The sequence below is a fragment of the Sorangiineae bacterium MSr12523 genome, assembly GCA_037157775.1.
Taxonomy (GTDB): domain Bacteria; phylum Myxococcota_A; class Polyangia; order Polyangiales; family Polyangiaceae; genus Pendulispora; species Pendulispora brunnea.
In genome coordinates this window covers 3,409,649-3,435,947 of sequence record CP089982.1, presented here as the reverse complement: position 1 = coordinate 3,435,947, position 26,299 = coordinate 3,409,649, and the positions used below count along the sequence as shown (strand labels likewise).

Below are 26,299 nucleotides of genomic sequence, written 5' to 3'. Positions count from 1 at the left end.
GTGGAGACGACCCTGTATCGGCTTACGAAATACGTATTACGAGGGCCGCGGACAGCTTCCTTTGCCGCCAGCTTCCCAATGGAAAATCGAGCTGGGCACGCCGGCGCGGGGCACCGTCGATGGACACGATCTCGTTGGTCCACCCGTACAATTGCCAATACCAAGGTATCGCGGCGGGATGGGGCGATGATTACATCGCAGGGCTCGACTGCCAATGGATCGACATTACGCCGGTCGCGGGGCCCCGGAGCCAGGCGGAGCTCGCGTTCGACGTCAATCCCGATCGGTTCATTTGCGAGGGCGTCCCGCGGCGGGATCCGCGAGGCAGGTTCCTTTACGAGCCCACCGAGTTCAAGAACGAAAAGGGCGAAACCGAGGAGCGCATCGCGTGCGATGCCTTCGCCGATGCGAATGCCAACAATGCCGTGCGGACGAAGATGGATATTCCGCAGGCTGGCGGCTTGGTCGACGCGCCGTGCACACGCGGACAGCTCGGGGCGAAGCGCAATTGCGGATTGAAGCGACAAGGCGAACCAATGGCCTGCGATCCCGGCAGCGTCGTCGAGCTCCAATGCGACGTCGCCGATGGCGCCCGCCCGCAGGTCTATCGCGTTTGCGAATCGAGCCGCGCCCTCGGCGCCATGCCCTGCGTCTACGGCGACGCGCTGGCCGCGGGCACCCTCTCGGGCACGGCCGTCACGGTGAAGTACACCTGCCCGGCATGGCGCTCGGACGCGGAGACCGGCGGCAGCGTGGCGCTCTATACGGGCTCCGTGCTGGAAGAGGATGCCCCGCAGGAAGTGCGCTGCAAGAAATAGCTCGCGTGCCATTCGTCGGCGCCTCGATGGCCGAGCGTGGCTCTATGGCCGTCGACGGATTGGCCGATTGACGGACCAGGCGCCCTTCCCTATGGCCTGCGGTTCAGAGCCATGATTCTCGATCCGCACCTCTTGGCAGCCTTCGTCGTGACCACCGCCGTGGCCATGATCGTCCCCGGTCCCGATATGTTCTTCGTCCTGGGTTGCGGCATCCGCGGCGGGCCGCGCGCCGGGTTGCTGGCCACGTGCGGCGTCGCCACCAGCGAAGCGATCCACGTGGCGTTGGCCGCCGCGGGCCTCTCGGCATTGTTCGCCGCCGTTCCGACGGCCTTCACCGTGGTGCGACTCATTGGAGCCGCCTACCTCGTGTATTTGGGCATTCAAAGCATCCGAAACCGAAGCAACTTCGATATCGAGGCCTTATCTGCGCCGGCGCTGGCCCCCGTACGAGCGCAGGCGTATTTCGTGCGCGGGCTCATGACGAACCTGCTCAATCCCAAGATGGTCACCTTCACGGTGGCCTTGCTGCCACAATTCGTGAATCCCAACTTGGGGCACGTGTGGGCGCAATTCGCCGTTCTCGGCGTCATCTTGGTGGCCTTCGAGTTTCTCGTCGATGGCACCGTAGGCGTTCTGGCGGGCCGCATCGGTGCCTGGCTACGCCGCCGGCGTGCCGTGCAACGGGCGCTCGATGTCGCCGCCGGAGGAATTTTCATTGGATTGGGGATCCGCCTTGCCGTCGAGAAACGGTGACTTGCCCCGACGGACGATTCATGGTTCGCGTTAAGGGGTGACGGATTCGCCCTTTCGAGATAGGGACACGAGCGCCGGCCCGCCCTGCGAGGCCTGTGGTGGGACGCTTCCGTGGAAGCTCGTGGATCGAATCACGGGGACCTGCCCCACGTGCCACGCGCCCTTCGATTTCGGACAACACGTGCGAAACATGGCGCTCGGGAAAGTAGAGCGGGCGCGCCTCTGGATTTCCTCCCCGCAGAGTGTGACGACCCGCACCGACACATCCCCCGACGGCCCCGTGCTCGAATTGCTCTACCGAGAGCGCGCACGGTGGCCCGCTCTTGGCTCGGTATCTTTTGGCGGCCTTCTGGCATGCGTCATGGGCCTCATGCGCATCTGGCGTCCGGTGAGCGCCTTGCTATGGCCGATCGCCCTCGGCCTGGCCGGCGCATTCGCGCTCAACGCCTACGCTCTGCTCGTTCGAGCCTTCCGGACGACGCGCCTATGCGTTTCCCGCAGCGAAATCCGCGTGGAACGAGGTCCCCTCGTCCTTCGGGGTACGACGATTTTTCAGATTCGAGCGGACGTCGTGGCGCAGCTCTATGTGATGCACGCGCACACCCTTTACGCGTTGCTCGAAGATGGCCAGCGCATCGCATTGGCCACCGATCTCGACGCCCACGCAGCGTGTTTCATGGAGCAGGCCATCGAGGAACATCTGGGCATCGCCGATCGCGCGGTCGTGGGTGAGGATCTACGCGGTTGACGTTCGAGTAAGTACACGGCGCCCCTTGACTTTAACAATGACGAGCGTCATCGATTGCTCGCCATTCGTCGTCCAAGCTCAAGGAGGCGTCTTATGTGGAAGCGATTCTTCGCGCGTGGTGCTGCCCTGCTGGTCACGGTTTTGTGCATCGGTACCATTCTTCAATGTGCGCAGGATGAGCCGTCGGAGGTCGCGACGGAAACCAAGGAGCTCGCGGCCTGCGGCACGACCAATGCGGCATTGAGTCGGCCGACGACCGCGTCGTCGCAAGAGAACGATGCATTCATCGCGGGCGCGGCCACCGATGGAAATGCGGGAACGCGCTGGTCCAGTGCCTTCAGCGACCCACAGTGGCTGCAAGTGGATTTGGGCTCGAATCAATCGATTTGCGGGATTCAATTGAATTGGGAAGCGGCTTATGCCCGCGCCTACCAGATCCAAACCTCATCGGATGGATCGAATTGGAATACCATCTACAGCACGACGACCGGTGCGGGGGGGACGGAAGTTTTGACCGTGAGCGGGAATGGCCGTTATGTGCGGATGTACGGCACGGCGAGGGCCACCGGCTATGGGTACTCCCTTTGGGATTTCCAAGTGTTCACGGGCAGCGGCGGTGGCACGGGATCCCTGATTTCGCAGTTCCGGCCCGTGGTGGCCTCGTCGTGGGAGGGCGGCAACGCGCCGGGGGCCGCGCTCGATGGGCGGACGAACACCCGCTGGAGCAGCCAATTCAGCGATCCGCAATGGATTTACGTGGACCTCGGCGGCAACGCGACCATCACCGGTGTCACGTTGAACTGGGAGACGGCGTACGCCACGGGCTACCGCATCGAGGTCTCCAACGACGCGTCGACGTGGAATCCCATTTACACGACGACCACCGGAAAAGGCGGCATCGAAAACCTCGCGGTGAGCGGCACCGGTCGCTACGTTCGAATGCTCGGCACCGCACGCGCTTCCGGCTATGGGTATTCACTTTGGGAGTTCGAGGTGTACGGAACCGTCGACACCTCGAGCAGCACACCGCCCATGCTGTCCGGCCCCACGCGCGCTCCGGGCACACTCGGACAATTTGTACTTTCGGCCCCTGTGGATGGTGCGATGATCACGACCACGCGGCGGCCTGCACTCTCGTGGGCGAGTGTGCCCGGCGCCGTGCGCTACGAAGTGTGGCTCAATGTCAGCCGAACGGATTACGACTTTGCAGCCCCCGGGCGGTTGCTCGACTGGTACACGAAGGTGGCCGAACCCACGGGCACGAGCTACACGCCAACATGGGATTTGCCGGACCGGTGGACGTACCAATGGTTCATCGTCTCGGTGGACGGGGGCGGCGCCAGGCAGGCATCGAACCTTCGCACGTTCAGCGTGTACCTCCCCACCGTGAGCACGGTGGCGGACGGTGTGCCCATCGTCAATGGCTGCCGTGATCTCAACAAAGACGGCGCCATTCAGCCCTACGAAGACTGGCGTCTGCCCGTCGAAACGCGGGTGAGCGATCTCTTGGGCCGAATGACCGCCGAGGAGAAGGCATTTCAAATGTTTTACAATGCGCAAGCGTTTCCGCGGGCAGGCTGGCATTTTGGCCCGGCGCAAGCGCAGGATCTCCACGGGTATCTGCTGGCGTCTTCGGGCACGCGGCTCGGTATTCCGTTCATCTCGGCGGGCGATACCATTCATGGATATCAAACGACGTATCCGACGCAGAGCGCATTGGCGGCGGCGCGCGATTATCCTTTGGATTACGCGCTCGGCGACATGCAGCGCCGCGAGGAGCTGGAGGTGGGAACGCGCGGAATCCTCGGGCCGCTCGCCGAGGTGGGAACGAAGGTGATTTACCCGCGCATCCAGGAGGGCAATGGCGAAAATGCCGATGTGGCGGCGGCGCAAGTCCGCGCCTTGGTGGCGGGGCTTCAGGGCGGGCCGGAGTTGAATCCGCGATCGGTGCTCGCGACGGTGAAGCATTGGCCCGGCGAGGGCGCGGGCGGCGAGGCGCTGATCACGTACGACGCCGTGACGATCAAGTACCATATGATTCCATTCCGGGCCGCCATCGAGGCGGGCGCGGTGAACATCATGCCGGGATACGCCGGCAGCTCGTACCTCGATCCCGGTGGACCGGGTGCCGGCAACAGCGCGCCCATTCTGGCGTACCTGCGGCAGAACTTGGGCTACACGGGACTCATCACGACGGACTGGCTCCCGTCCGGCGCATGGGTGAGCGCGGCCAATGCAGGCTCCGACGTCATGGGCGGCGCCGATCCCGGGGCACCGGGGTATTCGATCGCGACATTCCTCGCGGGGGTGCCGATGACCCGAATCGACGATGCGGTACGACGCGTGCTGCGGCTGAAGTTCAAAATGGGCCTATTCGAGAATCCGTATGGCGATCCCGTGAATGGCCCTTACCGGATCCATACCCCCGCGTACGCGGAATTGGCCAATCGGGCCTCGCGCGAGGCCATGACGCTGCTCAAGAACGACGGGGTGCTCCCGCTGCGTCTAGCGGCAGGCGACAACATCGTCGTGGCCGGCCCGCGTGCCACGGACGGGAGTGCTTGCTGCATTTGGACGAGCTATTTCCACCAGGAATATGGGTCGCTGACGATTTTCGACGCCATCAAGGCCCGCGCCACACGCGCCGGTGTGAATGTGTATCAGGACACCGGCCCAGCGCCAAAGTTGGCCGTGGTGGCCGTGGGGGAGGCCTCGTACACGCACGCCACGAATTGGGTGAAAGAGCAGCCGTATCTGCCGGCAGATCAATTGTCGATCATCCAGAATTTCCGAAATCAAGGGATCCCGGTGATCGTTCTTCTGGTCCTCCCCCGCCCTTACGTCATTACCGACTGGCAAGGTCTGGCCAGTGCCATCGTCGTCACCTACCGCGGCGGTGAAGAAATGGGGCCGGCCGCCGCCAGCCTTCTCTTCGGCGATTACACGCCTCGCGGAAAGCTGCCTTGGCAACTTCCTCGCAGCCTCGATCAAGTGCTGAAGCCCGGAGGTACGGACGTGCTGGCCGACGCGAACGAGGGCTGGGATCTACCCTACGATCTTGGCGCCACCGCCGCCGAGCGGACGGACATTCGCACGCGAATCAACGCCGGGCAAACGGTGCCGAGCACGTATGGGAATCCGCTTTTTCCATACGGCGCGGGCCTTCAAAGCTGGTAGCTCAATAGCTGTCGCTCGAGCCTCCGCCGCCGGAGGTCCCGCCGCCACCGCTGTAGCTGGTGTCGACGCGGGGCGAAGTATCGACGGTGGGGGCCGGCGAAGTGGACGACGGAAAGCTGTCGAATGCGCTCGTGAAGGTGGGCGGTGTCGGCGGCGTATAGGTCGAAAAGCCGGACGACGATTCGCTCGAGGATGAGGACGATGTGGATTCGCGGCTGTTCGTTTGGGGCTTGCGACGGCTCGCACGGATGCCCAATACCGTGATGCCTAGAAACAACGTCGCGAGGGTCCCCAGGAAGATCCCATCGCTCACATTCTCCTTGTGGGCGCGCTCCGCCACGGCCGCAGCGCGGCGCGCACGCTTCTCTGCATCGCGGGTGGAAAGCTCCAAAAGACTGCGTACCCCCGTGCGGATGCCTTCCTCCGCACGCCCGGCACGCAGCTGCTCTTCGATCGCACCCTCCACCCCAACCATCGCGGTTCGATACTCGTCGTATGCCGGAAACGCGATATCACGAACGTAAACCTCGTTGGTCGATGGCCGCACCAGCAAAACGGCAATGACTCCGTCGGGGGTGGAAGCATCGACGTGAATCCGTCCGATGGGCTCCTCCTCGGTGCGGGGCAGAACGAGCACACCGATGGCCTTTTTCCCCGCCTTTACCGATGCCGCCGTCTCCGCATCGTAGGACGCGCGCAGAGCCCCTTCGAGCAGCGAGTTTTCATCGGTGAAATACGACGTCAATCGATACTTCGCTTTCTCGTTGAGCGGCGGTGGTGTCGGGGCGGCCGCAGGCGGAGTCTCCGCGGCCGCCGTCGATGCCGTCGACGTCGATGTCGCCGACGCCGTGGGCGCGGCCGAAGGCGCGGACTTGCCATCGAGCAAGGCCATGAGCGCCGACGTGCCATCGTCAATCGCCTCGCGAAATTGCTCCTGCTTCAATCGAGGCCCGATGCGTGAACGAATGATGTCGTTCGCCTGCAAATCGGTAACCTTGTCGCCGATTCCCTTTCCGGTTTCGATGCGCACACGGCGCTCGTTCGGAGCGATGACCAGCAGCACGCCATTGTCCTTGCCGGCAACTCCGATTTTCCACGCATTGAACGTGGCGTACGCGACATCGTCGATGGTTTCGCCTTCCAGCGAGCGCACGATGAAAACGGCAATCTCGTTCTTGGTCTTCGCCCGATAGGCTGCGAGCTTTTCATTCAATGCGCGGCGGTCGCCATCGGAAAGCTTTCCCGCCGCATCGGTCACGTGCCCCGCGATTTTCGGCGGCGTGAAAGCGTACGCCGGGCGTACGGCGAACGCCCATGCCAGCACCGCAACCAGCAACGCCAAGACAAGACTCCATCGATAAGCTTTCATCAATCAATGAGCGTAACGACGAGGCGGCGGTGCAGCAATGCGTGATTTCCGACTAGCGAAACCGGAATCCGACGAATCGCGCCTAGGCGCTCCTCTCGTCACTCACGGAGGAGCCGCTCGTAAAAGAGAACCGCGGTGGCCAAGCCATCCACGGGAAGGCGCTCGTCCGTGCCGTGGACCCTCGGGAGATCCTGCGGGCCCACCACGAAGGGGCTGAAGTGATAGACGCCGTCGGCGAGCGATGTGTAGTGGCGCGCATCGGTCGCGCCCAGCACGAGGGTCGGAGCGACCACCGCCTCGGGAAAGAGCTCACGCACCGTGGCTTCGATGGCGCGGAATGCGCGCGAATCCGCGGACGATACGGGCGGCGGATCGTTCGCAAAGGCGTCGTGCAGTTTCACCTGGATTCGAGGATCGGCCACCGTTTGCTTCACGTGGGCGAGAACGCCTTCGACCGTGTCGCCGGGCAGGATGCGGAAATTCACCAGGGCACGTGCGCTGGCCGGCAACACGTTGGGGCGCACACCGGCGTGGAAAACGGTGGGGGCCGTGGTCGTGCGCACCGCCGCATTGCTCGCTTCGTGTGCAGTCATGGCCGACACGATGAGGGGGCTGAGGAGCCATAGATTCGAGGCGACGACCCGCTTGCCAAACGGCAGATCGGGCGCAATCGCCTCGAGAAGCTGCCGCGTCATCGGCGTAAGGCGCGGCGGCATGGGGTGAGCCTCGAGCTGGTCGATCGCACGCGCGACGATGCCCACCGACGTTTGCGGCGGAGGCATCGACGAATGCCCCGTGGCCGTGTCCACGGCAAGCTCGATGGTGGCCATTCCCTTTTCGGTCAGACCGATGAGGGCCACCGGCAAGGGAGCCTCCGGCACGATGCCTCGCGTGACCATGCTGCCCTCGTCGAGCACGTACTCGAAGCGCATCCCCTTCGCCTCGAAGCTCGCGGCGATGGCTTTGGCCCCTGCCATGCCGCCGACTTCTTCATCGCAGCCGAGGGCAATGACCACCGACCTCCTCGGCACGACATGCTCCGCAAGAAGCGCCTCGACGGCTTCCAGGATCGCCACCACGGAGCCCTTGTCGTCGATCGCACCGCGGCCCCACACGAAGCCGTCTGCGACCACCCCCTCGAACGGCGGGTGCGTCCACGTGCCCTCCGTCCCGGGCTCCACGGGAACCACGTCCTGGTGCGCGGCCAATAAAACGGGGCGGAGCGACGGATCGCTACCGCGCCACGTGTAAACGAGCGCGCGCCCGCCGATGACCTCGCGTGCGAGGCTCGCATGAACCTTCGGATACGTCTCCGCAAGATATCGCTGCAAGCCCTCGAACGGAGCGCCGTCGTCCTCGCTCGAATCCGCGTGCGACACCGTCTTGAACTGGAGCGTGCGGGCAAGATGCTCCGCCACGCGTGCGGCATCGACGGTGCCTGCGGTCTGCGCGCGGGGTGCGGAGCGCCCTCGCCTGCCCTGCCGAAGGGTATTGACGAGCAATGCGATGACCAGGCCCATCAGCATCGCCGCCACGAACTTCGAGCCTTGCACCAACATGCGTCGAACTCTCATCTTTCGGAAGTGTACACCTTCAAGTTAACTTCAAGGTCAAGATGAGAATCGGAGAGCTTGCGAATCGCCTCGGCGTGGCCACGTCGAAGATCAGGTTTCTCGAGGCCAAAGGCCTGGTTCGCTCGACACGCAGGCCCAGCAAATACCGCGAATACGACGAGGGCGCCTTCGAGCACCTGGAGTTCGTCCTCCAGGCGCAATCTTTGGGCTTCACGCTGGACGAGATATCGCGCGCCCTGGTCGAGGCAGGCGGCCGCAAGCGGCTACGCTGCCACGAGATGGTTCGCCGGTTGAATGCCAAGCTCGAGGAAATCGATGTACACATCGCGCAGACGCGTGCACTGCGCCGGCGCGTCGTTCGCATGATCGCGCACCTCGAGTCTCGCCCTTAGGCTTGCAGGACGAAGCAGGCAAACAGAATTTCGCGACGTCGCGAGGCGGTGCCCGAGTTTGCACTCGGGTGGAAGGGGAAGATAGATCGTCGCGCATGACGGACGGTGACTTTCTCCGAAAGCTTCGCGAGCGCGCGACGCATCCCCCATGCTCCACCGAGGCTGTGGCCATGGCCGAAGAGCAGCTCGGTTTTCCGTTGCCTCCTTTTCTACGATACGTCTACCAGAACGTGGCCGATGGCGGATTCGGCCCTGGGGGTGGCTTGTTCTCCGTTCAACGCGGTCACCGCAGTCACCGCGAAGGCTGCGCGGGCGAAGGCTTGGTCCAGGTCTACGAGGAGGTCGCCGTGGAGCCGGACTGGCCGCGCCACCTCTTGCCCATCTGCGACTGGGGCCGCGCGACTTGGTCTTGCTTGGATTGTCGGTCACCCGAGGGCCAAATCGTCACTTCCGCAGGCGATGCGCCATTGGCGGTTACGGGCCGAGACGTGCGCGGATGGCTCCTCGCATGGCTCGATGGTGTCGACCTCTGGGCAGAGATGTTCGAGCCGATGACGTCCACGGGCCAAGGACGGCCGAGAGGAGCACCTTGGGCATGAACGACGGATCCGTCGTCATCGTGTGCACTGTCGTTGCGGGCGACCACCTCGTCGTCGGTGAGCACCAACGCGGCCATGGCGGATGCGGCCATTTGGCACCGGTTCGTCGCGCACAAAGACGAGATTGCGACGGTCAAGCACGCCCTCGCTCACCTTCGAAATAGGGACGAAGGCACCACGCGAATCCATCGTTTCCGCGGACGGCATCGTGCATGCGTTTCTGGGGGTAAAGCGCCTCGCCGGCAAGCGCCACGCAAGCAAAATCTCTCGGCCGAAGTATCCTCAGGCATACGCCTCCGCGCCGATTCCGTGGCATTCCAGCGCAGCGTTCCGCTGGAGCAACACTGCGTGTCACCCTTTTTATAAAGGGCACCCCCGTCCCATCCGACGCGACGACTCATACTGCTCGACGCAACATTCGGCGACTACGACGTCGAGACATACACTTGCAAAATCGACATCAACCGGCGATGGCTCGCAATGTTCGAACTCTCAACGCTCGTGAATGAATTGAAATAGCCGAAGAATACATTCATCGTCGCGCCGTGTCGCAGCGGGGTGTACGATGCAATCGTACGAGCTCGAAATGTAGAATGCCGGCCAGTGGGTGCGAATCCCGCCCCGCCAAGAGAGTCCTCTCTCAACTGGTAGCAACCCGAAGACGGCCCGGGAACCGACGTTGGTGATCCGTACGGATACGAAGGTGATTTAGGTTAAAAATAGAGCATCCCGGATGAGACACCGTTCGAGCGGCACGGCGTGAGCCCGCCCCGACGAAAACCGTCTGCTGGCTTTCGTGCGACCTCGTTACGGCCAACCCGGGGGGCAAACGTCCGGTCTTCGACCGACCCGGATTACGGTACATTCCCTACGTACTATTTCGGCCATCGCCGATTGGCATCGAATCCATCGACATGGGTCGTACTCTCAAGACCCTCGTTCAAACGACGCAGCGAGCCTCGTCCAAATGTCAGCAGCGAAGGGCCAACGAAATCCACTCAGTGGGGGCAATTCGAGGAACCCTGGAAGGCAACGACCAGGGTCATGGGATCAGTCCACGGGAAAGGCGGCCAGGGTAGTGCACTAACGATGATTGGGATCGACCGCGAAACTGTCGGCCTTTATGTGTCGTTCGACATCATACCATTGCTCGTGGCATTTGGCACGTTCCATCTGTGTGGACCCTCATTGATTATTGTGGAGCTCTGCTCGGATGACTTACTCGCCTAGCGAGGGGCGATTCATCGATGCCGAGCAAGCGGTGGCGACGCCAGCCTTCTCGAGCGAGCCACGTGCGTGCCGCTTGAACCGGTGGGACGAGTCCGGCGAGTCCATCGAGGTCGCGAAGCGCGTGCTCGAAAAGGGCGTCTTGGCGCCAGCCATCGAACCATGCTGCCGATGAGCGTGGGTCGAGCCAAGCGGAGGAGGATCCGTGCTTTCGGTGGTTCATGAGTACATAAAGGAGCGCGTTGCGGACTTCGCGTGGGCGCGTAAGTGCATGAGCGTGATACCGCTCTTTCCAGACCGGCCCCCGACGCTCGAGAGCACGATTGACCGCGCGGGCAAGCCGGATCGAGAGCCCTCGCATTCCGCGTGAGAGGGTCGCCTTGTCACGCGATTCCACGATGAGGTGGATATGATCGTGCTGAACCGAGAAATGCACGACCCGAAAATCCGTATGGGACGCACCCTTGATACTTGATAAGAGCAACGAGAATACGCGAGCCGTTCGCAGCCCACGCACATCATCCCTGGTTCGCAGTGTGACGTGAACAGGATGCGCAGCCTTGTGAACTGGACGCGCTCGATGCGGCACCCCGGACTTGGGATTACGCTTCCTGCCCGCCCCCTTACGCCGACCACCCCATGAAGGCGCAGACGGCAGCTCGAGCTGCATCGACTCCATGGATCCCTTCATCTGAATAAGGATATAACAATTGCCGCGCAAAATCACCCATTTCAGTGTGGCGTAAATGGATTGCGCAGCCTTGTAAACTCGACGCGCGCAATGAGGCACCCCGGACTTGGGATTACGCTTCCTGCCCGCTCCCTTACGCCGACCACCCCATGAAGGTGCAGACGGCAGCTCGAGCTGCATCGACTTCATCGAATCCTTCCTCTTGAATACGGCCATAATAATTGCTGGGCAAAATCACGCCATTTCAGCTATTCGGCGGCGCGCATTAGAGAGCTGGTGACAGGTTCCATCCGCGAGAGCGGTAGCGCGATTACAAGCTTGCCCGACAACGTCGGTAACCCCCACGCCGGGCGAGGAGGTGTGGCCTTGCCCTGGAAGGATACGTCTGCCGTGGAGCATTGGGCGCTCGAAGGCTCGAGCCACGAAGGCTTCGCGCGCGCCAATCGGGAAGCCGAACTGCGGTAGGTCAGCACGTTCGCCCGGCGTTGTCGAATCTCGACATCGAGGCGGCTGCCACTGGGTCACGTAACCGCGCCGAATAGGTCTGGCATACTGATCTCAAAGACGATTTTCTCGTCGACAGGAAAGGCCGCCAGCCGTTGCCCGTCACCGATGCCTACCCACGGTCGATGTTCGCTCGCTTGCGTCGCATCACCTGGGTTGCCGCCGCTCCCGTGATTCATCCTCTAGCGATGCGGCCAAGATGGACGTTCGGCGTTGCCGTTGGAAGGGCGAGTTGGCGCGAGTCGGTATTCTCCGCGTCGCGGTGCGAGGGGTCGCGGATTGTGAAGCCCTTGTTCAAGGCCCATCCCGCGCGGCGGGCGTAGTCGCGGGACCACACCGCCCCATCTTCTTTCCCGTGAATGGAGGACTTCGATGAAGACGACTTCGACGATGAACGCTGCGGCGATTGGTCTCGTGCTCACGCTGGCGGGGTGCTCCGTCGCTTCGCGAGCGCCGGCGCATGAAGCGCAGGCGCAGTCCACGCGGGCGCTGGTGCAGGAGCTTTTCGATGCGTATGCGCAGGGGGACTCGCGTCCCTTTTTCGACCATGTCGCGGACGACGTGCATTGGACCATTGCGGGCACCAACATGTTGTCGGGCGAGTATCATTCGAAGAAGGCGTTTCTCGATGCAACGTATGGTCGGCTTTCGCGCGTGCTGAAGGGGCCGGTGCGGCCGACGGTGCAGAGGATCGTCGTCGAGGGGAACGATGCCGTCGTTCAGTGGCGCGGGGCGTCGACCAGTGTCCAGGGCCAACCTTACGACAATGAATATGTCTGGGTCTTGCATCTCGAAGGCGCGCGCATCGTGGAGGTCACGGCGTACTTCGATGGCGGTCGCCTCGATGCGCTGTTTCGGGCGACCGAGCGGCGCCCCGGCGAGTGATCAGGCGCTCTCGTCCGACGATGCCACCGTGGGAGGTGGCATCGCGTTGGACGCCCGCCCCGGTTTGTGGCATCGCTTTACACGCCGGGGGTGCAGGAGGGCGCGCGCGATGATTCCTGTCAGGCACATCGACAAGTTCGGCGTCTCGGGATCCGTTTTCGCCGGGATGTGCTCCCTGGAGCTGCCGCCCCTGGTGGCCATATTTCCAGCCTTGGGGCTAGGGTGGCTGCTGGAAGAAACCGTGATCGACCAAATGCTCTTCGCGAGCTTCGTCATCATGTTCGCGGGGCTGGTCGCCGGCGCGCGTTACCATCGCAACGTGCTCGCGCTCTTCGTCGCCGCCGTGGGCGCGGGTTTGCTCGCGTCGTCCATGCTCGTCTTTCATGGCCGGGCGACGACCTATGTCGGAATGGCCGTGCTCATCGTGTCGAGCTGGCTGAACGATTTGCTCGGCCGTCCGCTGTTTTACGACCGGACCCATCCTTGATGGCCGACAAGAACGCCGTGACGTTCGGTTCTTGAACCGCCCGGTACGCAGCGCACCCCTTCACCCTTTCCACCGCTCGGGCCAACGAGCGCGTTCCACCGGCGTGCTGCGTGGTGCGCCCGCGAAAGAACGACTCCACGTCGGCGGCATGGGCTGCGTCACAAAACGACGCACCGACCATCTCGGGAAGCTCCGCGGCGAGGGCGAAGGTGCTGCCGTCGTTGGGAAGTCGCGCCACGAGCGCGTCGAAGTGCTCTTTGACGAAATCGAACGCGACTTGGCGCGTTGCCGCCGTCTTGGACGTTTCTCGCAGCATCTCGATGGACTCGCGCACGTCGAAGTCGTTCGTCAACATCGTTGCGAGCGCCGCGCGCAAGAGGTCCGGTTCGCGAAATTGACCCATCGCACGCAAAATTGAATTTCGCTCCTTGCGATTCGCCGCGCGCGCACGGGCCGCATTTCGCATCAGGTCCAACGTCGAACGATCGCCGAAGCGTGCCGCAACATTGAGAACCACTTGAAGCAACGCCGGGGGAATATTTCCCTGCCCGTTCAGCCAGCGCTCGCCCATCGCCTTTGCCTCGCCACGCAATGCCGGATCCTCCCCGTAATCGGCCACGATGAGCAACAGCTTCGGGCGTAGCAAGGCATCGTCCTCGGATTCGCCTGCGCGCGGCGCGAACCCAAGCTGCTTCGCCCGCGCCCCGTAGGTGTCGCGCACGAAACGGGCATAGTTTGGACGCAGCGGCTCCGGGAAAAGCTGGGTATCCCGCACCTGCACGACCAAATTGAGCGTGGCAGCGGCCACGTAGAACGCCGTGTCGCCGGCCAGCTTGGAGGCTGCCGCCAGCACCTCGGTGTACGACGACGCGCCGCTCCGCGCCTGCGCCCCGAGGTCGCCCAGAAGCGCGACCTTCTCGGCGCGCGTGAGGGCCTGCGGTGCCGCGAGCAACTTCGTCAAAAGATTGCCTAGGTAACGAACGCGGTAATAGCCGTGGGCATCGGAATTGGCATCGACCCACACGGGGCACGACTCCGCGCCGTCGAGTACGAGCTCCCCTTGCCTCGCCCCCAACAACGTGCACGACGTCGCCGCCTCGTTGCGCTTTCCCGGATACCGTGCGCACACCGGAATTTGCCAAGTCGCGTCGGATTTGCCCGACTGCGAGAGTTCCAGCGCGGGCGGGCGCCCCGTCTCGCAGCGGAGCGAGGCATCCACTTGCGGCACGCCAGGCTGATTCAAAAAGGACTCGAAGGCCCGCACGGTCGCCGGCGGCGTGTCATGCAACGCCGTTTGGAGGAACTGCTCGGCCGTCGCATTCCCATGCGCGTACGTCGCAAGGTAACGCCGAAGCCCCTGACGAAACGCGTCGCGGCCGATCCCTTGCTCGAACATATCGAGCACGCCCGTGCCTTTGCTGTACATGGCCTCGGTCCAAACTTCGGCCATATCGTCCTTGATGTCGATCGGCTGGCGCAGCCGTCGCACGCCCGGAATGTCGTCGCCGAGCATGGCGCTCACCCTTTGGGCCGCATTCTCCGCATCCAGGTGCCACTCGGGCTTCCAGCCAGCGACAGCGCGATCAGCCAACCACGGGGCAAATGCCTCGCTGAGCCACATATCGTCCCACCATTTCATCGTCACCAGATTGCCGAACCATTGATGGCCGAGTTCATGGGCGGCAATCGACGCGTAGTTGCGCTGAAAGACGCTCGTTTCTTCCTCGGGACGAGACAGCAGGAATTTCTGAGCAAACGTAACCAGCCCCGGGCTCTCCATGGCACCTCCGTAATGGGGCACGTTGACGAAATCGAGTTTCTCGTAGGGATATGGCATATCGAGATACGCTTCGATCCGGTTCAGCAGTGGGCCCGTCGACTCTTTTGCAAAGCGTGCCTCCGCGCCCCGGCCCGGCGGAACCAGAATGCGAATCGGAACGCGATTCTTTCCGGCAACGCCCGCGTCCACCGCCTCGAACGGCCCCACCGCCAATGCCAGCAAGTGCGGGGGAAGCGGCTTCGTTTCCGCGAATTGGACGATTTTATGATCGCCGGCAATCTGCTCGGAAATCGCGGGCGCATTGCTCAAGGCCATATCCTCGCGTTTCACCTCGAGACGGATCGTCCAGGGGACCTTGAACGACGGCTCGTCGAAACACGGAAAGATGCGCCGCGCGTCGATGGGTTCCATGGCCGCAAATGCGTATCGATGCCCCCCTTCCTCGAGCGCGATCAATCCTCGGTCACCGTTGGCGGCAATCGGTCCGGAATAATCGAGAACCACTGTGGCCGCGCCCGCAGGCAACGCCCGCGGCAATCGAATTCCCACGAGGTCGTTCTTGCCCTGGGTCACCTCGGCCTTCTCCCCGTTCACCGTGACCGCGCGGATCGTGAGGTCGACGGCATGGAGCCACACCGCGTGCGCCGGCGCCCGCAGGTCGAGCTCCATGCGCATGCGCCCCTCGAAACGCGGCTCCGTCGGGAGCACCGTCAATGACGCGTCGTAGCGCGTGGGGCGAACCGTATCGGGAAGTCGCCACCCCGGAGGCTCCGGCCATGGCGCAGGCCGCGCCGCGGAGGTCGCAGCCGGCGCGGCCTCCCGCGCGGGCGTGCAATTCGGCAAACCAACGAACAGAGCGGCAACAACCACTGGGCAAGAGAATGTGCGCATCACACTCTCTCATTCGACCCCAGCGCAAAGCGGTTTCGCGCCATTTTGCTAATCACGCGGCGCCGAGAGTCAAGGATCCCGCGGAAAAGCCCGTGCCCCGAATGCCGACCGGCATGGCACCTGCATTGGGTGATGGCAAAACATGTCCCTCGCTTCCAGTCGCATTGCATCTCCCGATACGTCCGAGATTCGGTTGGTCGCCGCACCGGCGATGAATATTCCGTTGAAGGTTCTCGTCGTCGACGACCACGCGGCGTTTCGCGACGCGCTGCAAGAACTCATCGAGGGCTTCGGACACCGGTGCCGGGTGGCCCACGATGGGCAAGAAGCCTGGGAAATGCTGCAGAAAGAGCCGGCGGATGTCGTATTGAGCGATTGGCAGATGCCGCGCATGAATGGGGTGGAACTTTGCCGCCGTATTCGCATGGCGGACGGCGAAGACCGCTACACGTATTTCATCGTTTTGACGGGAATGACCGACAAGGCGCGTTTTCTGCGCGCGATGGAGGCGGGGGCGGACGGATGCTACGCGAAGGGTTGCGACCCCAACGAGGTGCGCGCCCACCTGATTTCCGCCGGACGCCTCGTCGGGCTTCACCGGCGTGCGTACTCGGCTGCGCGGACGGATGCGCTGACCCAGATCGCGAATCGTTTGCGTTTGGACGAGGATTTGAACGCGGTTTGGTCGCACACCAAGCGTTACCGGCGCAGCTGTTCCTTGGCCATCGCCGACATCGACGGCTTCAAGAATTACAACGATCACTACGGTCACCTGGCCGGCGACGAGGCGCTCCGTCGCATCGCCCGCGCCCTGCGCCAGGAGGTTCGCGAAGTCGACACCGTCTATCGCTACGGCGGTGAAGAGTTTTTGCTCCTGCTCCCGGAGCAATCGCTCGCCTCGGCGAAGGTGGCGATGGATCGCGTGCGCGAGGTCGTCGAGAAGCTGGCCATCCCGAATGCCTCGGGACAAGGCGCGGTGACGGTCAGCATCGGCGTGGCCGAATTGGATCTCGCCGTCGACGCCAGCCCTGCGGCGTGGATCGAACGCGCCGACGCGGCCCTCTATCGCGCAAAGGCGCTCGGGCGAAACCGCACCGAGGTCGCCGCGCGATGAGCCGCACGCTGACGGGCCAGTGCTTTTGCGGCGCCGTGCATTACACGGTGACGGATGCCTTTCGCTACGCGGCCAACTGCCATTGTTCGAATTGCCGGCGAAGGACCGGGTCGGCGTTCAAGCCTTTCGCGGGCATCGAGCGCGAGAAACTGCAGGTCACGAAGGGTGCAGACCACCTCGCCCTTTTCGGCGAGGTGGACGCGAACGATACGCACTGCAAGTCGTGCGGCGCGCTTCTTTACTCCGTCGTGCGCGATGGCGCGTTCGTGCACGTTCCCATGGGCACCTTGGTCGACGATCCCACGATTCGTCCGACGCATCATATTTTCGTCGGTTCCAAGGCGCCCTGGTTCACCATCAGGGACACGCTTCCGCAGTACGAAGGGCACGTGCCCAGTTGAAATAAAGCGGATTAGCCCGCGAGCAGTCGCCGAGATACGACGAAGGTGATCACCCCGCCGCTCAATCCGGCCACGCTCCCCGCCACGACCCTCGCGCCGGGCGAAAGCCGGTCTTCGGAGCTGCTGTAGCCAGCCAGGATGATCAACGACAAACCAAGGAACATCGTCACGTAACCCGCGACGTCGCGATACAGTTTCTTCATTGTGTTTTCTCCGTTTTGAAAAGCCGTTTGCTCGTCGAAAAACGGAGAGGCTCAATTCAGAAAGACCATCAAACGCGAGCGGGCCTGGGAAGGCGGAAGGGCGAAAGGCGGCGCCATGCGTGGCTCGCCCGACACCAAGAGACGCGTGCACGACACGCTCGCCGTGCGCGGTGGAACGAAGGCCCCCAACGAAGGCGCGGCGCCGGGATGCGCCGAGCGCGGCGAGCGCGTCCTCTCGAGCCGAATGGGCGACGGGGAGCGCGCATATGGCGTATCACGCTCGGGGGCGCGTTCGATGCGATCGGGCCCGGACAGTGCCCACACCGCGGCGGAGGCGTGCACCGTGCCCGCGCGAAGGAACACGAAGAGCACGGCCACCAGGCCGAGCACCATCGCGAGCCATCGTCTCACGTCACGGATCACGGAAAACGTCTAGCCGGTCACGCACCAAGGTCAAGGTGCGGGTCAGGGATTCCAGATCGGCGTCGCTCAAGCCTGCGACCAGCTTGGAGATGCGCGACATGTGGTCGGGCAGCATATTCTCGAGGATCTGGCGCCCTTTGGGCTGAAGGTGCACGGTCACCACGCGGCGATCCTCGGTGTCGGGGCGGCGCTCGACCAGGCCTTCGCGCTCCAGGCCTGCGACCAGACCCGTGACGGTGGCCGGGCGAACGCCGAGCCCGCTCGCAATTTCCAGCGGAGTTAACCGGTTGCCCGGGGCCTTCGAAAGAAGAATGAGCAGCACGAACCGCGACTGGGACAGGCCATGCCGCCGGAAATGAATGGCCTCGGCGTCAGCGAGCTCGTCAAGAACGACGCTCAACGTGATGAAAGCGAGCACAGCACGTGGCGCTGCACCGTACTGGGTCGCAATCACCTCGATTGCCTCGTACTGAGGTAGCTCGCGGCGCGGGATCGGCGGCGAAACGGCATGGCGCGGGCTCGGACGTTGACCTTGACGCATGTCTTTAGGTCCCTAAATATAAGGCGCCTAAGCATCGTGCCAACGCACCATCGTGCGCGGCCTCCCAACCCCGAAAATTCCGCGAGCTCATTGCCATGGATCTCGACTCTACCATGCCCGCCCCGGCGCCCGCCGTTCACACCCCCGCTGCCGAGGTGAGCGCGTCTTCCCCGCCCAAGAAACGCCGCATTGCGCTCGGGGTGTCTGCCCTCGTGGTGGCATCGTCGCTCGCGTACTGGTACCGCGGCACGTTTTACGAGGACACCGACAATGCGCAGGTGGACGCGTACATCTCCAATGTCGCGTCCCGCGTGGCCGGCACGGTGATGGCCGTTCACGTCGACGACAACCAGACGGTGACGGCGGGGCAGACGCTCGTGGAGCTGGACCCGAAGGATCTGCGCATCGCGGTCGATCAGGCGAAAGCCTCGCTGGCCCAGGCCGAGGCGCAGCTGCGCGCCGAGCAGCCGTCGGTGGCCATCACGGAGACGTCGAACGCCACCTTGGTGGCCACCACCACGAGCGACGTGGCGTCGGGTCGCGCCAGCGTGGCGGAGGCTCTGCGATCGGTCGCGCAGGCCGAGGCGCAACTGCAACAGGGGCAGGCCAATGACAAGCTCGCCCAACTCGATTTGGAACGCGCCGAGCGGCTTTACCAAACGGGGGCGATCGCCAAAGCCGAATACGACAGCCGCAGGGCCGCGGCGGATGCATCGGCGGCCAATATGAAGGTTTTGCGCGAAACGGTGGATGTGGCACGCCGCCGGGTCGAGGATCAAACCGCGCGCGAGCGGGCGGCGCACAGCCGTGCGCGCGAAGCTTCGACGAATGCGTCGCCGCAACTCGAGGCGAAGCGGGCGACGGTGGCGCTCCGGCAAGCGAACGTCGATGCCAACAAGGCCGCGCTGGAGCAGGCGGAGCTCAATTTGAGCTACGCGAAGATCCCCGCGCCCGCGGGCGGCGTCATTGGAAAGCGCTCGGTGAACGTCGGCGATCGCGTGAACGTGGGCCAGCAGCTGCTCGCGCTCACGCAGGTGGAGAAGGTGTGGGTCACGGCCAACTTCCGCGAAACGCAGGTCGCACGCATGCGCCCCGGCCAGCCCGTGAAGGTGTACGTCGATGCCCTCGGCCAAGACTTCCACGGCGAGGTGGAGAGCCTCGCCGCCGCCACGGGCTCGCGCTACAGCGTTTTGCCGCCCGAGAATGCCACGGGCAACTACGTCAAAGTCGTTCAACGGCTTCCAGTGCGCATTCGCTTGCTGCCGGGCCAGCCGGGGCTCGAGCGGCTGCGCCCCGGCATGTCGGTGGAGCCGGAGGTTCGGGTCAAATGAGCCAGGCGAGGGCGGTGCCGGACGAGGGATGGCACCCGGGGCACAATCCCATCTTGATCGCCCTCACCGTCACCATGGCCACGTTCATGGAGGTGCTCGACACGAGCATCGCCAACGTTTCCCTGCCCCACATGGCCGGAAACCTCTCGGTGAGCCAATCGCAGAGCACCTGGGTGCTCACGGCGTACCTGGTGTCGAACGCGGTGATTCTGCCGATCAGCGGATGGATTTCCAACCGCATTGGCCGAAAGCGCTTCTACATGTCGTGCGTCGCGCTATTCACGATTAGCTCGTTCCTGTGCGGTATCGCCCCGAACCTGGGGTCGCTCATTTTCTTTCGCGTGCTGCAGGGCATTGGCGGCGGAGGACTGGGGCCGAGCGAACAATCGATTCTGGCCGATACCTTTCCGCGCGCCAAACACGGTATGGCCTTTGCCATTTACGGTATGGCCGTGGTGCTCGCACCGGCGATCGGCCCCACCCTCGGCGGGTACATCACCGACAATTACTCGTGGCGGTGGATCTTCTTCATCAACGTGCCAGTGGGCATTCTGTCGATGATTCTGACCAACCGCATGGTGGTCGATCCGCCGTGGCTCGCCCAGCGAAAGAGCAACGCCGTGCCCATCGACATCGCGGGCTTGACGCTCATCGCCGTGGGGCTGGGGAGCCTGGAGGTCGTGCTCGACAAAGGGCAGGAAGAAGATTGGTTCCATTCGCCCTTCATCTCGGGCTTTGCCGTGCTGTCGGCGGTGGCTTTGGTGGCCTTGCTGTTCTGGGAGCTCAAAACGAAGCATCCCATCATCGATGTGCGGCTTTTCAAAGATCGCACGTTCGCCGTGGCCAATGGGATGATGTTCGTCCTCGGCATTGCGCTGTTCGCGTCGACGCTGGTTCTGCCGCAGTTCACGCAGCTGCTGCTCGGTTATTCGGCGCAGCAGGCGGGCATGGCGTTGTCCCCGGGCGCCGTGCTGGTGATTCTCTTGATGCCCTTCGTCGGGCGCATCGTTTCCAAGACCGATGCGCGGAAGATGATCGCGTTTGGCTTCTTCTCGCTATCCATGGCGATGTTCTACATGGCCCATCGGCTTTCCCTGGGCATCGATTTCAAGCATGCGACACTCTTTCGCGTGTACCAGGCCTTCGGGCTCGCATTCCTCTTCGTGCCCATCAACACATTGAGCTTTTCGAGCGTTCCGCCCGAGAAAAGCAATGCAGCGGCAGGCCTCATCAATCTGTCGCGCAACATGGGCGGCGACGTGGGCATTGCGCTGGTGACCACCCTGCTGGCGCGGCGCGCCCAGGTGCACCAGTCCGAGTTGACCACGCACACGACGCTGTTCGACGCGCCCTTCCGCGATCGGCTTGCGGGCATCACCGCCGCCCTGCAGGCCGCGGGGACGAGCGCCGCGGATGCATCGCTCAAAGCCTACCGGGCGATGTACAGTATGGTTCTCGGGCAGGCGCAAACCTTGGCGTATATCGACGTGATGTTCATTCTCGCGTGCGGTACGATGCTGATGGTCCCGCTCACTTATTTCATGAAGCGAGCCCGCGGCCCTGCCGCCATGGGGCACTGAGACGCCAATCGAAAGATACGCCGATCGGGGCGAAACCCCCGCCCTGCCTGGCGCCTCGTTCGGGCTTTACGTCCATCGCATGAACCTTGCGATGCAAATGGAATGGGTCGCTCGGGCGGCCCTGATTGGAATCGGCGCCACCTTGACGATGGACCTCTGGGCCATCTTTCTCAAGCGAGCCTTCGGCGTCCTTTCCCTGGATTACGGAATGCTCGGCCGCTGGCTGGGGCACCTGCCCAGCGGCCGCCTCGTCCACGAGAGCATCGCGCGGGCCGCACCGGTCCGTGGCGAGCGCATCCTCGGCTGGAGTGCGCATTACCTCATTGGGGTGACGTTTGCCGCGCTGCTCTTGTCGATTTGGGGACTCGAATGGGCGCGCGCGCCGTCGTTGGCCCCGGCGCTTTTCGTGGGAATCGTCACCATCGTGGCGCCCTTTTTCGTGCTTCAACCTGGGATGGGCGCCGGCATGGCGGCGTCGAAGACGCCAAAGCCGAACGTGGCGCGGTTGAAGAGCCTCGGCGCGCACTCGGTGTACGGATTTGGCCTTTACGGTGCGGCGCTGCTCGTGGCCGCGCTTTTACCGGCGCGATGAGTCGCGCCGTTTGGAGGCGCGCCAGGCTGCGGGCGTCGTACCGTGCGCCCGACGGAACATGCGAATGAAATGCGTGGGGTCGGCGTAGCCCACGCGTTCGGCGATGATATCGACCATCTCGTCCGAGTGGAGCAGCATGCGGCGGGCTTCGGCCATGCGGCCGGCCACGATCCACTCGACGGCGCTGCGACCCGTGGCCTGCGAGAGCGCGGTGGTGACGTAGGCGGGGCTGCGTCCGACGGCCGCGGCCACATCGCCGAGGGTGATGCGCTCGCGGCAGTGCCGCTCGATGAAACGAAGTGCCTCGGCCACGAGGCCGGCCGGAGCTGGCGGGCTCCCCTCCGCGCGCGCGGCGCGCCCGACCTCGTTCAAGACGAGGGTCAAAAGGCTGTGCGCCACGGCGCGCGATTCGCCGTACCGTGCGGGATCGGTCGCCTCTTGAAGCTCCGCGAACAGCGTCTCGAGAAATGCGCGGCGCGCGGCCGGCAAGCGCACGACGGGGGAAGCCCCCGCGCGAACCCGTTCGAAGGGCTCGAGCAGGAGGCCTGCATCGTCGGCGACGACACATGAGACGCAAAAGCCGAGGTGCCACGATTCGAAGCCCGCGCGGGCGATTGCGCGGTGCGGTTGACCGGCGGGCACGAGCAGGGCTTCCCCGGCCTCCAAGGTCCACGCCTCGGGCTGCTCCATGCGGAGCCGGCCCGCTGTGCAGTATTCCAAGGCCGCAAACTGGTGCGTCACATGCTCGGCGCGCACGCGCGGAACGTCATCGGGACGGCGCCTCAGGACGAAGATGGGCGAGCCATCCCCACGGAGGTCATCGCGTTGAATGGGGCGCTCGGTCATGCGGCCCCCATCTTATGCCAACGCGCAATCCGTAGTTGGAATTGTTATCACCTCTCAGCCCCACGCATCGAACGGCTCGCCAAACTGCTCGAAGTGCTTGGCGCAGTAACGATTGGCGAATTCGAAACTGTAGTCGGGGTGCTGCTCGCGGCCTTCGGCGGCAATCTCTTCGACCACCAAGTCAACGAGGCCAATGTCGCCCTTTTCTCGAATCAACTGGACCACCAGCGCGAGCCCCTGGGCCGATACGTCCGTGAGGCTTACGGTCACGAGGGCAGCATCGAGTTCGCCAAGGCCTTGCACCTGAATGACTCGATCGAGATCCATTGTCGCGCGCGCTCCCCTCGCTAAGATTCACATTGGGCCCGCGCCGAGGCAAACCAAAATCAGGATTACATCACAATCCGTCGTTGCCGAGAGGCAACTCTTGCATACGCAGCAATAAATCGTGAACGCCTGGTCGAGCTGGGCAGCGGGTGTGGGCGTGCGGAAAGTTATGTAAGCTCCAAGGTGCAACTTCGCGCCGCGACGCGAGTCCTGCACCTAAGCATGACACTCTGTGATTCGAATATAATTGTAGCGTTTCTGGACGGTGAGCTTTCGGCTGAGGAGCAGGCCGATTTCGAAGCGCATGTCGACACGTGCACATCGTGCCGCACGCTTCTGGGAGCGCTGGCGCGTTCGTCCGAAGTCATGCCCTCGGCGGAGGCGGACAAGGAAGCACCCCTCCGGATCGGGGCCCGTGTGGGGCGTTACGTCATTCTCGATTGGCTCGGCGCCGGCGGCATGGGCGTCGTCTATGCGGCGCACGATCCCGAACTGGATCGAACCGTTGCCTTGAAGCTTTTGCGCCCGGGCGTCTGCCGCACCCGCTCCGATCGCGGCGAGCGGTTCCTCGGCGAGGCACGCGCCATGGCACGCGTGGGGCACCCGAACGTCATCACCGTCTTCGACGTCGGCACCCACGGCGAGAGCATCTTCATCGCCATGGAGCGCGCCGACGGCCCCACCCTCGGCCATTGGCTGCATGCGGCACCGCGCACCTGGCGCGCCATTTTGAATGTGTTCATCGAGGCGGGGCGCGGCCTGGAGGCGGCGCACGATGCAGGCTTGGTGCACCGCGATTTCAAACCCGACAATGTGCTCATCGGAAAGGACGGGCGCGCCCGGGTGAGCGATTTCGGGCTCGCTGGCTCGCCGCCTGGCGACGGCACGGATGGCGTCCATCCGGTGTTGACGGCCGGAGGACATGGCACGCCGGCGTACATGGCGCCCGAGCATGCGCACCCCGATCAGATCGACGCGCGCACGGACCAATTCAGCTTTTGCGTCGCGCTTTACGAAGCGCTGTGCGGGGTTCGGCCCTTCGCCCTCGAAGAACCGAGGTACGGACGCGCGCCGGAACCGATCCCGCGCGTGCCCCGCCGCATCGCACGCGCCGTCCAGCGCGGGTTGTCCCTGCGCAAGGAGGACCGTTTCCCAACCATGGGCGCGCTGCTCGCGGTTCTCTCGCCGCCATCCCGCGCGGGCCGGTGGCTCGTGCTCGCGGGCTCTTTGGCCGTGGTACTTGCAATTGGCGCCCCGATGGCGATGCACCATCGGGCCGCGCGTGCGGCCATCTGCGCGAGCGCCGAATCGAAGCTTGCCGGCGCTTGGGACGAGCCCATCCGCGAGCGCGTGCACGCCGCCTTTCTGGCGACGAAAAAGCCTTATGCGGAGGATACCTGGGGCAAGACGGACCGCATCCTGTCGTCGTGGACCTCCGCCTGGGTGGCCATGAATACCGATGTTTGCGAGGCCACGCACGTGCGCCACGAGCAGTCGCCGGCATTGATGGATCTGCGCATGCACTGCCTTGCCGACGAGCTGCGCGTAATGAAGGCACGGACCGCGACCTTGGCCACGGCCGATGCGAGGACGATGCACCGCGCCGTCGAATCCGCGCTCACGCTGCCCAGTGTGGATACATGCGCCGACGGGCGGGCGCTCTTGAGCAAGGAGGCTCCGCCGGCCGATCCGGTCGCGCGGGCGCGCCTCGACGACGTCGGCGAGCGGGTTGCCCAAGCCTCGGCCTTGGAAAAAGCGGGCAACTATGGCGTGGCGCTCGAGGTCGCGGTCACGGCCGTGCACGATGCGGGGTCCTTGGGCTATCCACCGCTGCTCGCCGAGGCCCTCGGATACCAGGGGAATATCCAAATGGAGCGCGGGGAGGACGCCCAGGCGGTCTCCAGCTTCTATTCGGCCATCGAGGCCGCCGAGATCGGCCGCGACGATCTCGCCAAGGCGCGTGCGCTGGTGGCGCTGCTCTGGGTGCTCGGAGATCACCAGGCGCGATTCGAGGACGCCCGGCGCATTGCGCAGTTGGCCCAGGCGGCCGTCGAGCGCGCGGGGGGCGATTCGGAACTTCGTGCGCGGCTTGCGGCCGCGAGGCAATCCATCGTCTTCGGCGAGGGCCATTACGAAGAAGCACGCCGCCTCGGCGACGAGGCGGTGGCACTTTGGACGAAGGCGCGGGGCCCCGACTATTTCGAAGTCGCCGTTTCTCTGAACAATGCCGCCCTGGCCGATCGGCGCCTCGGCGATCTCGCGGGAACGCTGGCCAAACGGGAACAGGCGTTGAGCATCCTGCAGCGCGCGCTGGGGGAGCGGCATCCGAAAACGGGAATCGTCCAAGGCAATGTCGCCGTATCCCTGGCCGACCTGCGCCGGTTCGACGCGGCCGTCGCCGTGGCCGAGCAGTCGCGGGACATCGTCAGCGAGGCGCTGCGGCCGGACCACCCGCAGGTGGCGGCCATCGAAGATACGATTGCAACCATTCGCTTCGAACAGGGCCGTTATTCCGACGCACTTCCTCATGCCGTGCGCGCCTCGGAAATTCTCACGGCCGAACTCGGCCCCGAGCATCCCGATTTGGCGGAAGTACGCAACACCGTCGGGCGGATCGAGAATCGCCTTGGAGCGGTTGGCGAAGCGCTGCTCCTGCACAAACGTGCGCTGGCCGTTTGGGAGCGATTGGGCGGTACGAGCACGGGATTTGCCAATACGTTGCAATACCTTGGTGAGGATTGGCTCGCGTCCGGTCGCCCGGCCGACGCCATCGGTCCGCTGGAGCGCGCGCTTGCATTGCGAAGTGCACCGGATCGGCGCCAAGACGATTGCGCCGAAACCCGATTTACGCTCGCCCGCGCACTGGCGGCGGCCCATCGCGATGTGCGGAGAGCACGCGCGCTGGCCGAAGAGGCCCTGTCGTACTACGCGACGGCTCCGGGCCGCGAGGGTGATCGCGACGAGGTGGCTGCGTTTCTGCGGACAGTGCATCAGGCGACATCGCCATAAGTTGGTTGACAGGAATATAAGATAAGTCGTTCTCTCA

General features: G+C 64.0%; 23 protein-coding genes and 1 pseudogene. 15 read left to right on the top strand and 9 right to left on the bottom strand.

Annotation, left to right across the window (positions count from 1 at the left end; translation table 11 throughout):
* Window positions 1-119 precede the first annotated feature (119 nt).
* The 4 genes from LZC95_13860 (at window position 120) to LZC95_13845 (ending at window position 5,496) form a co-directional block, all read left to right on the top strand.
* Window positions 120-818 (top strand): hypothetical protein, encoded by a 699-nt coding sequence (locus LZC95_13860; GenBank protein WXA97913.1) that lies wholly within the window; start codon window positions 120-122, stop codon window positions 816-818.
* A gap of 111 nt (window positions 819-929) precedes the next feature.
* Entirely contained in the window at window positions 930-1,571 is a 642-nt protein-coding gene (locus LZC95_13855) for a LysE family translocator (protein ID WXA97912.1), read from the top strand.
* Window positions 1,572-1,692: 121 nt separating this feature from the next.
* Complete coding sequence (locus LZC95_13850; protein WXA97911.1) at window positions 1,693-2,319, top strand: hypothetical protein; 627 nt, start codon at window positions 1,693-1,695, stop codon at window positions 2,317-2,319.
* Between the two features lie 93 nt (window positions 2,320-2,412).
* Window positions 2,413-5,496 (top strand): discoidin domain-containing protein, encoded by a 3,084-nt coding sequence (locus tag LZC95_13845; GenBank protein WXA97910.1) that lies wholly within the window; start codon window positions 2,413-2,415, stop codon window positions 5,494-5,496.
* 1 nt (window position 5,497) lies between these two features.
* Here LZC95_13845 and LZC95_13840 read toward each other — a convergent pair whose 3' ends face one another.
* The gene (locus LZC95_13840) at window positions 5,498-6,838 is read right to left on the bottom strand and encodes a TPM domain-containing protein (GenBank protein WXA97909.1); all 1,341 of its coding nucleotides are present in this window, start codon (window positions 6,836-6,838) and stop codon (window positions 5,498-5,500) included.
* Between the two features lie 125 nt (window positions 6,839-6,963).
* Window positions 6,964-8,439, bottom strand: a complete 1,476-nt coding sequence (locus LZC95_13835; GenBank protein WXA97908.1) for a M20 family peptidase — start codon at window positions 8,437-8,439, stop codon at window positions 6,964-6,966.
* A gap of 41 nt (window positions 8,440-8,480) precedes the next feature.
* Between LZC95_13835 and LZC95_13830 the strand changes: the two genes are divergently transcribed.
* The 3 genes from LZC95_13830 to LZC95_13820 all read left to right on the top strand — a co-directional run bounded on the left by LZC95_13830 (window position 8,481) and on the right by LZC95_13820 (window position 10,832).
* Window positions 8,481-8,831, top strand: a complete 351-nt coding sequence (locus tag LZC95_13830) for a MerR family transcriptional regulator (GenBank protein WXA97907.1) — start codon at window positions 8,481-8,483, stop codon at window positions 8,829-8,831.
* A 95-nt stretch (window positions 8,832-8,926) separates the two neighbouring features.
* Complete coding sequence (locus LZC95_13825; protein ID WXA97906.1) at window positions 8,927-9,430, top strand: SMI1/KNR4 family protein; 504 nt, start codon at window positions 8,927-8,929, stop codon at window positions 9,428-9,430.
* A 1,213-nt stretch (window positions 9,431-10,643) separates the two neighbouring features.
* On the top strand, window positions 10,644-10,832 hold the full coding sequence (locus LZC95_13820) for a hypothetical protein (GenBank protein ID WXB00371.1): 189 nt from the start codon (window positions 10,644-10,646) through the stop codon (window positions 10,830-10,832).
* A gap of 147 nt (window positions 10,833-10,979) precedes the next feature.
* Here LZC95_13820 and LZC95_13815 read toward each other — a convergent pair.
* Window positions 10,980-11,327, bottom strand: a pseudogene (locus LZC95_13815) (transposase).
* Between the two features lie 897 nt (window positions 11,328-12,224).
* On the opposite strand from LZC95_13815, the gene LZC95_13810 reads away from it, so the two are divergent.
* Both LZC95_13810 and LZC95_13805 read left to right on the top strand, forming a co-directional pair.
* A complete protein-coding gene (locus LZC95_13810; GenBank protein WXA97905.1) occupies window positions 12,225-12,737 on the top strand; it encodes a nuclear transport factor 2 family protein in 513 nt (170 codons plus the stop codon).
* Window positions 12,738-12,846: 109 nt separating this feature from the next.
* Window positions 12,847-13,224, top strand: a complete 378-nt coding sequence (locus LZC95_13805) for a MerC domain-containing protein (GenBank protein ID WXA97904.1) — start codon at window positions 12,847-12,849, stop codon at window positions 13,222-13,224.
* On the opposite strand, the gene LZC95_13800 is transcribed toward LZC95_13805, so the two are convergent.
* A complete protein-coding gene (locus LZC95_13800; GenBank protein WXA97903.1) occupies window positions 13,157-15,874 on the bottom strand; it encodes a M1 family metallopeptidase in 2,718 nt (905 codons plus the stop codon). The two genes, LZC95_13805 and LZC95_13800, sit on opposite strands and share 68 nt — an antisense overlap.
* 163 nt (window positions 15,875-16,037) lie before the next feature.
* On the opposite strand from LZC95_13800, the gene LZC95_13795 reads away from it, so the two are divergent.
* Entirely contained in the window at window positions 16,038-17,009 is a 972-nt protein-coding gene (locus LZC95_13795; GenBank protein ID WXA97902.1) for a diguanylate cyclase, read from the top strand.
* Window positions 17,006-17,410, top strand: coding sequence for a GFA family protein (locus LZC95_13790; GenBank protein ID WXA97901.1), 405 nt, complete (start codon window positions 17,006-17,008; stop codon window positions 17,408-17,410). Before LZC95_13795 ends, LZC95_13790 begins: the two co-directional genes overlap by 4 nt.
* Before the next feature lie 11 nt (window positions 17,411-17,421).
* Here the strand turns inward: LZC95_13790 and LZC95_13785 are convergent, their stop codons facing one another.
* Genes LZC95_13785 through LZC95_13775 form a run of 3 tightly spaced genes read right to left on the bottom strand, consistent with a single transcriptional unit; the run spans window position 17,422 to window position 18,577 of the window.
* Complete coding sequence (locus LZC95_13785) at window positions 17,422-17,613, bottom strand: hypothetical protein (GenBank protein ID WXA97900.1); 192 nt, start codon at window positions 17,611-17,613, stop codon at window positions 17,422-17,424.
* A 51-nt stretch (window positions 17,614-17,664) separates the two neighbouring features.
* Entirely contained in the window at window positions 17,665-18,024 is a 360-nt protein-coding gene (locus LZC95_13780; GenBank protein ID WXA97899.1) for a hypothetical protein, read from the bottom strand.
* Between the two features lies 1 nt (window position 18,025).
* Window positions 18,026-18,577 carry a MarR family transcriptional regulator gene (locus LZC95_13775; protein WXA97898.1) on the bottom strand — a complete coding sequence of 184 codons (552 nt, stop codon included), beginning with the start codon at window positions 18,575-18,577 and terminating at the stop codon, window positions 18,026-18,028.
* Window positions 18,578-18,672: 95 nt separating this feature from the next.
* Here LZC95_13775 and LZC95_13770 point away from each other — a divergent pair, with 95 nt between their 5' ends.
* The 3 genes from LZC95_13770 to LZC95_13760 all read left to right on the top strand — a co-directional run bounded on the left by LZC95_13770 (window position 18,673) and on the right by LZC95_13760 (window position 22,080).
* Window positions 18,673-19,908: an HlyD family secretion protein gene (locus LZC95_13770; GenBank protein WXA97897.1), complete on the top strand. Its 1,236-nt coding sequence runs from the start codon at window positions 18,673-18,675 to the stop codon at window positions 19,906-19,908.
* Complete coding sequence (locus LZC95_13765) at window positions 19,905-21,488, top strand: DHA2 family efflux MFS transporter permease subunit (protein ID WXA97896.1); 1,584 nt, start codon at window positions 19,905-19,907, stop codon at window positions 21,486-21,488. Before LZC95_13770 ends, LZC95_13765 begins: the two co-directional genes overlap by 4 nt.
* A gap of 79 nt (window positions 21,489-21,567) precedes the next feature.
* On the top strand, window positions 21,568-22,080 hold the full coding sequence (locus LZC95_13760; protein ID WXA97895.1) for a DUF2938 domain-containing protein: 513 nt from the start codon (window positions 21,568-21,570) through the stop codon (window positions 22,078-22,080).
* On the opposite strand, the gene LZC95_13755 is transcribed toward LZC95_13760, so the two are convergent.
* Window positions 22,066-22,926 (bottom strand): AraC family transcriptional regulator, encoded by an 861-nt coding sequence (locus LZC95_13755; GenBank protein ID WXA97894.1) that lies wholly within the window; start codon window positions 22,924-22,926, stop codon window positions 22,066-22,068. The genes LZC95_13760 and LZC95_13755 overlap by 15 nt on opposite strands.
* 54 nt (window positions 22,927-22,980) lie before the next feature.
* Window positions 22,981-23,253, bottom strand: coding sequence for a hypothetical protein (locus tag LZC95_13750; protein ID WXA97893.1), 273 nt, complete (start codon window positions 23,251-23,253; stop codon window positions 22,981-22,983).
* Window positions 23,254-23,619: 366 nt separating this feature from the next.
* Here LZC95_13750 and LZC95_13745 point away from each other — a divergent pair, with 366 nt between their 5' ends.
* On the top strand, window positions 23,620-26,262 hold the full coding sequence (locus tag LZC95_13745; protein WXA97892.1) for a tetratricopeptide repeat protein: 2,643 nt from the start codon (window positions 23,620-23,622) through the stop codon (window positions 26,260-26,262).
* Window positions 26,263-26,299 lie beyond the last annotated feature (37 nt).